14 protein-coding genes are annotated in these 11,241 nt (G+C 37.2%); 5 read left to right on the top strand and 9 right to left on the bottom strand.

The annotated features are described in order from the left end of the window. Positions 1–137: 137 nt before the first annotated feature. A complete protein-coding gene (locus tag ACQKII_RS11655) occupies positions 138–272 on the top strand; it encodes a hypothetical protein (protein ID WP_427459363.1) in 135 nt (44 codons plus the stop codon). A 641-nt stretch (positions 273–913) separates the two neighbouring features. Further along, a complete protein-coding gene (locus ACQKII_RS11650) occupies positions 914–1,696 on the top strand; it encodes an enoyl-ACP reductase FabI (RefSeq protein ID WP_427459361.1) in 783 nt (260 codons plus the stop codon). Between the two features lie 155 nt (positions 1,697–1,851). On the opposite strand, the gene ACQKII_RS11645 is transcribed toward ACQKII_RS11650, so the two are convergent. After that, entirely contained in the window at positions 1,852–3,066 is a 1,215-nt protein-coding gene (locus ACQKII_RS11645) for an MFS transporter (protein WP_427459359.1), read from the bottom strand. 298 nt (positions 3,067–3,364) lie between these two features. Here ACQKII_RS11645 and ACQKII_RS11640 point away from each other — a divergent pair, with 298 nt between their 5' ends. Both ACQKII_RS11640 and ACQKII_RS11635 read left to right on the top strand, forming a co-directional pair. Beyond that, positions 3,365–3,724: a hypothetical protein gene (locus ACQKII_RS11640; protein WP_427459358.1), complete on the top strand. Its 360-nt coding sequence runs from the start codon at positions 3,365–3,367 to the stop codon at positions 3,722–3,724. 172 nt (positions 3,725–3,896) lie between these two features. Next, on the top strand, positions 3,897–4,721 hold the full coding sequence (locus ACQKII_RS11635; RefSeq protein ID WP_427459356.1) for a methyl-accepting chemotaxis protein: 825 nt from the start codon (positions 3,897–3,899) through the stop codon (positions 4,719–4,721). On the opposite strand, the gene ACQKII_RS11630 is transcribed toward ACQKII_RS11635, so the two are convergent. Beyond that, positions 4,713–5,060 (bottom strand): hypothetical protein, encoded by a 348-nt coding sequence (locus ACQKII_RS11630; RefSeq protein ID WP_427459354.1) that lies wholly within the window; start codon positions 5,058–5,060, stop codon positions 4,713–4,715. The two genes, ACQKII_RS11635 and ACQKII_RS11630, sit on opposite strands and share 9 nt — an antisense overlap. 188 nt (positions 5,061–5,248) lie before the next feature. On the opposite strand from ACQKII_RS11630, the gene ACQKII_RS11625 reads away from it, so the two are divergent. After that, positions 5,249–5,794, top strand: a complete 546-nt coding sequence (locus ACQKII_RS11625) for a GNAT family N-acetyltransferase (RefSeq protein ID WP_427459382.1) — start codon at positions 5,249–5,251, stop codon at positions 5,792–5,794. A 431-nt stretch (positions 5,795–6,225) separates the two neighbouring features. On the opposite strand, the gene ACQKII_RS11620 is transcribed toward ACQKII_RS11625, so the two are convergent. The 7 genes from ACQKII_RS11620 to ACQKII_RS11590 all read right to left on the bottom strand — a co-directional run bounded on the left by ACQKII_RS11620 (position 6,226) and on the right by ACQKII_RS11590 (position 10,900). Next, a complete protein-coding gene (locus ACQKII_RS11620) occupies positions 6,226–7,776 on the bottom strand; it encodes an SPFH domain-containing protein (protein WP_427459352.1) in 1,551 nt (516 codons plus the stop codon). Between the two features lie 15 nt (positions 7,777–7,791). Continuing rightward, on the bottom strand, positions 7,792–8,322 hold the full coding sequence (locus tag ACQKII_RS11615; protein WP_427459380.1) for a hypothetical protein: 531 nt from the start codon (positions 8,320–8,322) through the stop codon (positions 7,792–7,794). 155 nt (positions 8,323–8,477) lie between these two features. Further along, a complete protein-coding gene (locus ACQKII_RS11610) occupies positions 8,478–9,137 on the bottom strand; it encodes a 3D domain-containing protein (protein WP_427459350.1) in 660 nt (219 codons plus the stop codon). Between the two features lie 180 nt (positions 9,138–9,317). Continuing rightward, positions 9,318–9,500 carry a hypothetical protein gene (locus ACQKII_RS11605; RefSeq protein WP_427459348.1) on the bottom strand — a complete coding sequence of 61 codons (183 nt, stop codon included), beginning with the start codon at positions 9,498–9,500 and terminating at the stop codon, positions 9,318–9,320. Positions 9,501–9,531: 31 nt separating this feature from the next. Continuing rightward, positions 9,532–9,843 (bottom strand): hypothetical protein, encoded by a 312-nt coding sequence (locus tag ACQKII_RS11600; protein WP_427459346.1) that lies wholly within the window; start codon positions 9,841–9,843, stop codon positions 9,532–9,534. A 274-nt stretch (positions 9,844–10,117) separates the two neighbouring features. Then, positions 10,118–10,348 (bottom strand): hypothetical protein, encoded by a 231-nt coding sequence (locus ACQKII_RS11595; protein WP_427459344.1) that lies wholly within the window; start codon positions 10,346–10,348, stop codon positions 10,118–10,120. 87 nt (positions 10,349–10,435) lie between these two features. After that, on the bottom strand, positions 10,436–10,900 hold the full coding sequence (locus ACQKII_RS11590) for a hypothetical protein (RefSeq protein WP_427459342.1): 465 nt from the start codon (positions 10,898–10,900) through the stop codon (positions 10,436–10,438). Positions 10,901–11,241: the final 341 nt, after the last annotated feature.

Below are 11,241 nucleotides of genomic sequence, written 5' to 3'. Positions count from 1 at the left end.
CGAGCCATAAATATTTTCTCTTCGGCAGTAAAGTTAGCCATAAAAAACACCCCTAAATCGTTAGATTTGGTGTCTAACAATTTAGGGGCAGTTCAGTTTGTTTACAGTCTTTTTTCTTTTAAAATAGAAGTATCTTTATGAACCCGTTGATTTCCGCTAGGGCGGACGCTTTTCACGGGGCATGGCTTATGCGTTGGACAACCTTAGTAGGGATGAAAAAATTGTCCATGTTTTGCAATCATGAAATTGAAGAAGCAGCTAATTGGACATAACAAATTCCAAAAGTGGCATAAAATAGTTGATCGCAGTGTACTACTCTCGAAAATAGGGGCTATTTGTAACGTATATTTCTGATAAAATTTCAAAAGATAGGCGGAATGATCGTGTTTATGCAATTAGAAACTGAACACAGTTTGTCTACTATTGATAAAGTAAATATCAAGCAGTTTGAGTACCCCGCATCAAAATGACCGACGATGACTTCACATTCAACGACCTTATTTTCCATAGAAAGCAAACACGAGCAATTAAAATCAAAGCACAAACGATTCGTCCAGAAAACAGTCTTCGAATAGCCATATATACTGCTGTAAGCACAGCATTAGATCTATACAATATGCAGGTAAGTCCTGTATTACAAAGTTCATCTCAAACGATTTGAGGTGATTTTTTTTGTGAACTTTGCCTTCCTTGGTTTAATTTACACATAGAATACCCACTCTTTCGTTGAGTTTTTGCACATAAATTTAACTGGAATATTCTACTAGAGTATATAAAAATCGAACTTTGAAATCCCGCTTATCTAAAGTTAAATACTCTTTTCAGATTGTTATTGCAACCATAATTTATGTATGATAAAATTTTAGTAGTTGGTACTAATAACAGATATTATATTGCAAAGGGGTTCTTATAGATGATGGAGAATTTATTACAATTAAAAGATAAAAATATCGTCGTAATGGGCGTAGCGAATGATCGTAGTATTGCTTGGGGAATCGCAAAACGTCTATTTGATGTAGGCGCTAATGTGATTTTCACGTATCGTCAAGAACGTTCATTAAAGAAATTACAAAAGCAACTTGAAAATTATGGTCAACCTGAAGCCCTTATTGTACAATGTGACGTCAACAGTGACGAAAGCACAAAAGCAGCCTTCGATGAGATTGGCGCTAAAGTCGGCGTTATCCACGGCATTGTACACTCTGTAGCATTTGCCAATGCAGAAGACTTACACAATCGCTTTTTAGAGACAACTCGTGACGGCTATGCATTTGCGCAAGACACAAGTGCGTACTCTCTTATTTCAACAGCAAAAGCCGCACATCCATACATGACAGAAGGCGGTTCTATTGTAACAATGAGTTATCTAGGTGCAGAACGTGTGCTAGACGGCTACAACGTAATGGGTGTCGCTAAAGCTGCATTAGAAGCTTCTATGCGCTACCTAGCTGCTGATATTGGTCAAGATAATATTCGTGTCAATGCCATTTCTGCAGGGGCGATTCGTACACTTGCAGCAAAAGGTGTTCCTTCATTCAACACGATTTTACACAAAATCGAAGAAACTGCACCATTAAAACGAAATGTGCAGCAAGACGAAGTCGCAGATATGACGATTGTGATGCTATCTCACCTATCACGTGGTGTTACAGGAGAAACAATCTACATCGACGCAGGCTATAATATTATGGGTTAAACAAAAGAAAGCATGTAAGATCGTCATTGATCTCACATGCTTCTTTTCATTTTTATATCAGACCCGCATCCATTCAGCTTTATGACCAAAACATAGATAGCATACTTTGCATATAGAGGTTCTATCAAATCAAATTCGCACCTCACAAAAAATAATTATGAACACGAATGACCTGTAACCAGGCTTTGCTTAGCAATGATTCCCTTTAATAAAAACGATAGCAAACAAGCAACGACTAAAAAGACAGTAATCATTGCAATGACGCCTACCCAACCGAAATGCATCCAAAATATGCCCCCTGCCGTTCCGCCTACACTGGAGCCAAAATAATAGAAAAATAAATACAGGGAAGATGCTTGCGCTTTATCATGAGTGGCACGTTTACTCACCCAACCACTGGCAATAGAGTGTGCAGCAAAAAAGCCAAAAGTAAATACTGTAATACCGCTAATTTTCAAACTGAGTAGACCATTTAATGTGATGATTGCCCCAGCAAACATAATCGCAATCGACAGTAATAACATTTTTTGTCGACCATATTTATCTGCTAAACTACCAAACCAAGCCGAGCTAAAAGTCCCGACCAAATAAATTACAAAAATCCACCCAACAATAGTGGCACTTAAATAATATGGAGGCGCCATTAATTTAAAGCCAATATAGTTATAAAGTGTGACAAAGCTCCCCATTAACACAAAACTAATGCCAAAAAGACAAAGCATCGATGGATCTTTCACATGTTGAATGAGCGATGTCGTTAATGCTTTTATTTGCAATGGACGTGGCGAAAAATGCTTAGAATTCGGTAACATCCAGACGAAAAGCACACTAATAACAAGACTCAAAATGCCCAGCACAATCATACCAACTTGCCAGTTATAAAGATCCGTTAAAGTCCCAATAATGACACGGCCGCTAAGTCCCCCTACTGAATTGCCACTTATATAGAGACCCATCGCAATACCGAGGCTTCTTGAGTCCATTTCCTCCCCTAAGTAAGCCATAGCAATCGCAGGTAAACCTGCAAAAACAACGCCCTGTATTACACGCAAGACCAGAATAGTTTCAAAGTTAGGGGAGAAAGCGAGTGCTAGCGTCAGGAACGATGCTGCAAAAATAGAAATCGTCATCAATGCCTTTCTACCCCAAGCCTCCGATAAGGAGCCGACAATAATCATACTAATGGACAGCGCAAATGTCGTCACTGACAAAGAAAGACTTGCAACTGCAGGCGAAACATGAAATTCCTCTGCAAATGTTGGTAACAATGGCTGCGATACGTATAAATTTGCAAAGGTAATAAACCCCGCTAAAAATAGGGCCCAATTTGCTTTGTTAAACGCCTTTGTTCCCTTTTGTATATAGTCCATTTCTCTCTCTCCCTATTTACAATCCATTTCTATCTACTATTCTAATACAATATTCTTCAAAAAACACTGGAGTTTGTCAAAAAATAGACAAATATATCTGTATTTTTCTTTTATTTTTATAGTTTTATTTGACATTCGTATAAGCAGTTTCAAACAACGCGCTATCAAGTCTATTCTTGTTAGACTAAACGAGTAGCACTCACTTATTTTAGGAGGTTTGCCTTATGCAAGCTGAAAAATTACCACCAATTTATTGAGGAACTTGAAATGATTTACGAAGAAGATTTCAATAAAAACATTGAAAAAATTGTACTTAATTATTACTATTATCGTGGACAGGGTGACAGCCATTTTTTTCTATTACCAAGTATTTTCCGTTCTTACCGCTTCCTGCAAAATGAAGAGAAAATGTACCACGAGCTCCAAATTAAATGCCCTGAGAGCGTTCATTGTTGGGGATTTACAAAGTCGCGAGGACTCCATTGAATCACTCAATCATTTAAGACTTCGTAATGCAGATGGTTTAAAAGTAAAAATTATTATTCCACAAGTCTATAAAAAAAGTATTGAACAAGCACTGAATATCGAAGGCATTAACGAATCTACTATTTACCCTGAGATCGAACGTGTTTCTTCATATTTAAAGTATTTATATTAAAACGATTAGTATACGAAGACTGTGATGTCACAGTCTTTTCAGTAAAAAAAAGTAGACCATCTATTTTGAATTGGAAAAAATTGTGTTAGACTAGGAGTGATAATCTAGCATTCATTGTGCATACAAGCTGGATGACTAGACTATTTTCTTGACTAGAATCGGAGGCGTTTTTATGAGTATTATTGAAGCTTTAGTACTTTCAGCACCCTACATCCATCTTGCTTTAAAAGAAGAAGCTATCGTGGCTGTCGTAGAAAAAGAAAGTGAAACCGTTGTAAAATATTTAGCTGGTAAACGTGTTGACTCAGGTTATCAGGATGGGCAAAAAGTAAATCCAGCTGATCAAAACGTTTTTATTGCCTTTCGAGGACAGAATGCAGATGTTATTATCTCAGAAGAAGTATATGGCATTGCTATCAATGCTTTTTCATTTCCCATTCGAGAAAATGGCAAAGTCATCGGTGCTCTTGCTTTCGGACTTCCCATAGATAGTGAGCTCAAGCTCGAAAACTATATGAATTCAATGGATAACATTGTAAATAGCTTACAAGATAAAGTACATACCATTGCCTCACATTCTGAAGAACTAGCTGCAACTAGTGAGGAAATAAACAAACAGGCGCAACATGCCCTTGAAGATTCAGAAAAAACAAATGAAGTTACAAATTTAATAAAAAGTATTTCTCGTCAAACAAATTTATTAGGCTTAAATGCATCCATAGAAGCTGCCCGTGCGGGACAACATGGTGCGGGTTTTAATATCGTGGCACAAGAAGTTAGAAAGCTGTCATCTGAAACATCTAGTGCAACTGAGAATATTGAAACATCCCTTCGTAACATTAATTCAAATCTTGAAAATCTAAGACAAAATATGGGGCAAATCAACGATGCAACGAATGAACAGACACTGCTTGTACAAGATTTTAGTGAAATTATCGAAGAGCTAACCACTTTAAGCCAAGAAATGAAAAGCTTTATGCATAATGCCCTAAAATAAAGTGAAACTTCTATCCGTGAGGTTTTCTTCATACCCACGGATTGTTAGTTGAACCAATCGGGCTTTTACGGTCAGTTGATCGCCCACTTGAGACGGGAGCTTACTGACCGTTAATGCGGGATAAAGTGAAACTTCAATCAGAGGGGTTTTCTTCATCACCCACGGATTGTTAGTTGAACCAATCGGGCTTTTACGGTCAGTTAATCGCCCACTTGAGACGGGCGTCTTACTGACCGTTAATGCGGGATAAAGTGAAACTTCAATCAGTATGGTTTTCTTCATCACCCTACTGATTGTTAGTTGAACCAATCGGGCTTTTACGGTCAGTTGATCGCCCACTTGAGACGGGCGTCTTACTGACCGTTAATGCGGGATAAAGTGAAACTTCAATCAGTAAGGTTTTCTTCATCACCCTACTGATTGTTAGTTGAACCAATCGGGCTTTTACGGTCAGTAAGACGCCCACTTGAGTCGGGCGTCTTACTGACCGTTAATGCGGGATAATAGGAAGAACTGGAGTGAATGGAATGCAAATTACGATTGATCAAGAATTATCTTTACGTACTGTGGCTGTAGAAGACGCACAAGCAGTTTTTGCCCTAACGGATACGTCTAGGGAATACTTACGCGAATGGTTGCCATGGCTTGATTTCACAAAAGAGGTAGCCGATTCAATGGCTTATATTGAAAGCTGTATCGCAGGCTACGAAGCAAAAAGTAGCCTCTCCCTTGTAATTATTTTTCGAAATCAGATCGTTGGCATTGCGGGTTTTAATGCCATCAATCCATCCAATAAAATTGCAGCAATTGGCTATTGGCTAAGTAAAGACGCACAAGGGCATGGTATTATGACGAAAACTGTGCAGGCTTTAATGCTCTATGCATTTGAAGAGCTACAGCTCAATAAAGTGGAAATTCGAGCTGCTGCTGGTAATGTAAAAAGTCGTGCTATTCCTGAACGACTAAACTTTACAACAGAAGGAACGATACGCGCCGCTGAATGGCTGTACGACCACTATGTTGACCATGTGATATATGGCATGCTTGCAAAGGAATGGAAGGAATTATTTTAAGAGGTTGCGCTGATAGAATGCCATTTTCTGCCCGCTCAACGGCATATTCAGCCGCTTGTTTCTGCTAGTTCGCCGGTAGAATATGGATTTGCGAGATTGACCTTACCGATCAATAAAAAAAAATGAGGCTGGGACAAAAGAGAAAAAGTGTTAGATTGACTGATGTCGATCTAACACTTTTTTGCTGTAGCGTTGATGTCCGCTACGGCGGACGCTTTCCGGAGGCGTCGCCTGAGCCTGTATCTCAGGCGTCACGCTAACCCCCCAGGAGTCGCCGCCTTCGCTACCATCAACTAGTGCTCTCTTCTAAATTTTATTTATTCCAAAAGGAAGAACGTCTAAATTTTTCTTCATTTTAGATAGCAAAAATTTAATAACGCCTATGCTCCTCTTTCTTAAAATTTAAAGTTTTGTCCCAGCCTCTATTTTCATTATTGTTCAACTGGTTCTTTTATTTCTTCTGTAACTTTTGGAGCTTGTTGTGTCCCTAGACCAACGGCAATTTGCTCAAGCTCAGGACGTAGTGTGTGCTTGCCAGCATAGCTTTCAATCAATTCCTTGACATCAATCCCCGAAGTTTCTTTCAATGATTCCTGCAGTGTTGACATTAAATTCGTTGCGTACGACGTCACCTTATTGGCACCGCCACCGCCTTCTCCACCGCCAGTATCCACAACTGTAATTTTGTCGATGTTGCCTAGTGGGCTAGCCAGTTCTTTCGCATATTCAGGCATCATGCGTACAACCATATCAAGGACAGCTGCTTGACCGTAGTATTCAAAGGCTTCGGCAATTTTACGTTTCGCCTCGGCTTCGGCAAGACCACGCAGACGAATTATATCTGCGTCTGTTTCCCCTTGTGCACGTTCTGCGTCTGCTTTTGCAAGACCGTCTAATCGAATCTTCTCTGCTTCCGCTTTCGCTAACGACTCAATTCGATATTTCTCTGCATCAGCTTGCGCAAGCTCACGGCTTTTTTCCGCTGCCGCATTTTGCTCCACTGCATAACGATCAGCGTCTGCCTTTTTCTTTACTTCCGAATCGTATTGTTTCTCACGACGTAAAATCTCTTTTTCTTCTAACTCAATTTGTTTTTGACGCTCAATAATGCGGATTTGCATTTCTTGCTCAGTTACTTCTTGTTTGGCACGGGCTGTTTCAAGCTCATATGCTTGGTCAGCTCGAGCTTTGGCAATATCCTGCTCGCGACGGAATTCAGCTACCTTTAATTGGTTTTCTTTTTCCGCTTCCGCAATTTCAGTCGCACGCTCTATTTCTGCTTTCTGCGCCTCTTTAGATGCTTCTGCACGTTTAATGCGCGTTTCCTTTTCCGCATCTGCAGTCGCAATATCCGCATCACGTTTAACCTGGGCGATTCTCGGTTTACCAAGTGAATCTAAATAGCCGTTTTTATCGCGTACATCTTTAATCGTAAATGATACAATCACAAGACCCATTTTTGCTAAATCCTGAGAAGCTACACGTTGAACCTCCTGTGAGAATTTATCACGATTTTTGTAAATCTCCTCAACAGTCATTGATCCTAAAATTGAACGCAAGTGACCCTCTAATACCTCACGTGCTTCACCTTCACGCTCTGATTTTTGCTTCCCTAAAAACTGCTCTGCCGCAGTGGCAATTTCCGAAATAGAGCCGCCAATTTTAATGATAGCTGTACCATCTGCCATTACGGGAACCCCTTGCTCCGTATATACTTCCGGCGTTGTCACCTCTAGTTTACTTGATAATAGACTTAGTGGCTGTGCTTGTTGGAAAATTGGGAAAACGAAAGTACCGCCTCCGCGTATAATTTTTATGCGATTCCCTGACTCATCCTTATGTACATTTTTTGAGCCAAGGTAGCTTCCTGTCACAATCAGTGCTTCGTCAGGACCTGCTGTACGATACTTCGTCACATACATTCCCACAATGGCGATTAATATAAATGCTACAACTCCTACTACTATCAAAATGCTTGTCATATTACCCTCTCCCCTTTATATAAATTTCTTTTCATAGGCTCTCACAAGGAGAGTACCTTCTTTCACTTCCACAATCAGGACCGTCGTATCATAGTCGATTTCCTCATTGTCAAAACCTACTGCGCGCTTCGAAATCATGCCACTCGCTGTCTCTATCACAACTTCCCCAAAGCCGTCTGTTGGGATTGGTACTATCACCCTCCCTAATTGACCACCAAGCGATTCTTCCGTATAAGCTAACGAGACATCAGCTGATTTCAGCGGAACAAGAATAAATAAATAAAAAAGTACACTTAAAATAACTCCGATGATACTAGCAGCAACGATATTCAATGCGCTAGAAAATAAGGCTAGTTTCTCTAAAATAAAACCTGCTGCTGACATCATCGTGATGAATGATAAAATCACACTTGGATTTAAAATCGGTAGTCCATCGCCAATACCCTCCACAGCATCTCCAAAAAACATGAACAATATCGTAGCAAGGCCAGCGAAAATTAACACTACTAAATAAATCTGCTCAAGTGAATAGCCAAATAGCGTCAAGTTGTTCACCCCTTTCATCGTCTTACCTACTATACGGATACACTACCCGGAAAGTTTCGTAATATTTTACATTTTTCAAAAAACAAATAACTTTACAGCGTGTAAATCATTGGAGCAAATAGCCTTTTTCATTATTCTATGTATTAATTTTCAGTTTACTTTTCCGGATATTGAACGATTCGTAACTGTACATGATGCCGACCATAGCGTGCAGCAACTCTTTCTGATTCAACCAGAATATCTAATTTGTAGCCTTTAATGGCACCACCTTTATCAGCAGAAATTGCCCTAAACGACTCATAGGGTGTTTTAATTTCGACAATTGTTCCTAACGGGATTACTGTAGGGTCTACCGCTACAATTCTTAAACCATGATAGTAAATTGATTCACGAACATTAATGCCTGTTGCTGTTATACCACTACAGCCTGTGCAATCAGAACCATAGTACGAAGCATTAAATTGCTTCCACTCTGATTGATTGTTTTCAACCTTGTCATCACTCACATTCTTTTTTGAATAGCTAGCATGACTTTGATGATTTTTTTTTAATAATCTAAGCTGCTCTATTTGTAGCTTTTCCTTATTCTTTAACCTTTGCATTTCTTGTTGTCTTTGTAGCCTTTCAGCTTTTAATTGTAGTGCTTTACTATTGATTTTTGTAACCGAGGTCTCATACTTGCTCTGTGCCGAATTTAGCATTACGACTGTGAAATTATGATTATTTTCGATATCCTTTTCATCTTCGTACAAGAGGACAAAGATTGTAAAAATTAGAGTTACCCCTATTATAGAAATTACTGCCATTGCTTTCATAAAAATACCTTAAACTCTACATTAATAATCTAGCTGACACATGATTTGCATCAAGCACTGTTTTATATTGCAGAATCAAACCTTTTTAATTAATTCATTTAATAGATTGTTATATCTACTGATTGTTGAGTTCTTATTATGTATGATAGGTTTAAAAATTTATGTACAGATTAGTATTGTTTAACACTTATAAAAGTTCATTTTTTTTAAGAATGACTCTACTGATTTTACCGCTTCTATTTCTAAATGCTGCATCTCCTTAGAAATGATTAAATTAATATTCCCCATTTCTTGATAAGCTAAAGCCATCGCATAACGATCAATATTATTTCTATTTGAATTCCCATCTTTGAAAGCTTTCATTTAATCCTCTTCCCTTCAAAAATTAATTTAGCTACGATTTAAATGTTCTTTTCAAATAGACTTGTTTATCAATCTCTGCCATAAGTGCATGAAGCTTTTTCAGTGTTATCTCATTCTCTGATTGTATATGTGATGTTAATAGAGCTTTTTCACGTTTATATTCTATATCCAAATAAGTTGATGCTACTTGCTCTGTTAAAAGCACAAGCTTCTTTTGAAACTCTTTACTTTTTAACAAAAATTCTTTTATGTTCGATTCATTGTCAAAAACTTTTCCCTGATTTATTGCGCCAAAAATATAGCTAAAATCTAACGTCAATTCTTTTAATAATTTATTATCCACAGTAGCCCCAACTTTCAATATTTTATTTGGTTTCAGTTGTTCAAATTGTTTATAGTATTTTACTTCTTTTAATTTATTATATTTTTAATTATTTCATCCAAATAAAGCTATGCTGTCTTCCTTGAATGAAATTTACAAGAATAAATAAAGTCATCTTCTACATGCATTAATAACCACCTACTAATCTTTCAATATTTCAAACCCAAATTTTATATATATAGACTTAGAGATTTTCGTATAAATTTCTATTCGCACCTCACCTTTTTAGTATTATTTAATTTAAATGAAAAATTATATGTACTTCCCCCTTTATTAAGTCGATAATTTGTTTATCTCCAATGATGCCCTGTACAACCCTTTTAACATCATTAGTTTTTAACAAATTAAAATTTTTCACCTTAGATATGTAATTGATTGCAATTGCCTCAGCGTCGATTTTGCTAATCCTTCCTTTCGATTGCCCAATTAGTTCAGATGCAAATTCATTCACTAAAATTTTTTCCATTTTGTCACCACCTTTAATAAATAAAAGTAAAACATCAAACTTTATCATCCCTTTGCTTTGTTCATAATTGCTCATTTTACTAAATCTTTAACATATTCTTTCTAATATTTTGTGTGCTGGATAATAGGTATTTAAATATTTTTTCAAACTTTTTAAAGACGTAATACTATCATCATTAATCGATTTTCTTAAAAAGCCATTATATAAATAAATTTTATTTTTAAGCTCTACAACACAGTATATATTGTCCTCACTGTCATCCAATTGAATTAAACTATCATATTGGATATCTAGATTTTGAACTTTTTGATAGATATATTTTGTATCATTATGCTCTTGCATTAATTCTATTTCCTCCTCATGCAATGAATCCATCAGTATTAAACTAGAAATCGAGCTGTCCATACATGCACATTCAAGCATATTACCTCCCTCATCTCTCAGAATCACATTTGTAATACTTCCATTAAAATCTTTCATTAACTCATTAGAAATATTGCTATCCTTATAAATAACTAACTCTAAAATAGCTGTTGTTTGTATATCATCCACATTTAAAACCCCCTAGTATTACAATGATTCCTAATATAACTTATTCTAGCTAATCTACTCAACATTGATTTATTCTTATCTTATCACGAACAGACGTTCGTTTTCAAGTTTATTTTTAGCGAATATTTACAATTTACCCAATATCGATTTTGAATTATCCTATTATTTCATTTATAAAGTGAAAGTTAGCTCAGTGGAGGTTCTCCCTCACTAATTGTTAGTTAAACTAATTTGGCTATTAAAGACGCCCACCTCATCTTTCAACTTGAGGCAGGCGTCTTACTGACCGTTATAGCGGGATAAAGTGAAACTTCTATCAATGGGGCGCATTTTCCCCATTG

It is taken from the genome of Lysinibacillus sp. NPDC048646, assembly GCF_050272295.1.
In the GTDB taxonomy this organism is placed as follows: domain Bacteria; phylum Bacillota; class Bacilli; order Bacillales_A; family Planococcaceae; genus Lysinibacillus.
The sequence above is the reverse complement of the archived record's forward strand: the minus strand, read 5'-3'. Positions and strand labels throughout refer to the sequence as shown.

Coding starts and splice junctions, on each gene's coding strand:
- ACQKII_RS11645 (WP_427459359.1), bottom strand. CDS start 3,066: ATGGACTATATACAAAAGGGAACAAAGGCGTTTAACAAAGCAAATTGG.
- ACQKII_RS11610 (WP_427459350.1), bottom strand. CDS start 9,137: ATGAAAGCAATGGCAGTAATTTCTATAATAGGGGTAACTCTAATTTTT.
- ACQKII_RS11595 (WP_427459344.1), bottom strand. CDS start 10,348: ATGGAAAAAATTTTAGTGAATGAATTTGCATCTGAACTAATTGGGCAA.
- ACQKII_RS11605 (WP_427459348.1), bottom strand. CDS start 9,500: ATGAAAGCTTTCAAAGATGGGAATTCAAATAGAAATAATATTGATCGT.
- ACQKII_RS11625 (WP_427459382.1), top strand. CDS start 5,249: ATGCAAATTACGATTGATCAAGAATTATCTTTACGTACTGTGGCTGTA.
- ACQKII_RS11635 (WP_427459356.1), top strand. CDS start 3,897: ATGAGTATTATTGAAGCTTTAGTACTTTCAGCACCCTACATCCATCTT.
- ACQKII_RS11650 (WP_427459361.1), top strand. CDS start 914: ATGATGGAGAATTTATTACAATTAAAAGATAAAAATATCGTCGTAATG.
- ACQKII_RS11655 (WP_427459363.1), top strand. CDS start 138: ATGAACCCGTTGATTTCCGCTAGGGCGGACGCTTTTCACGGGGCATGG.
- ACQKII_RS11620 (WP_427459352.1), bottom strand. CDS start 7,776: ATGACAAGCATTTTGATAGTAGTAGGAGTTGTAGCATTTATATTAATC.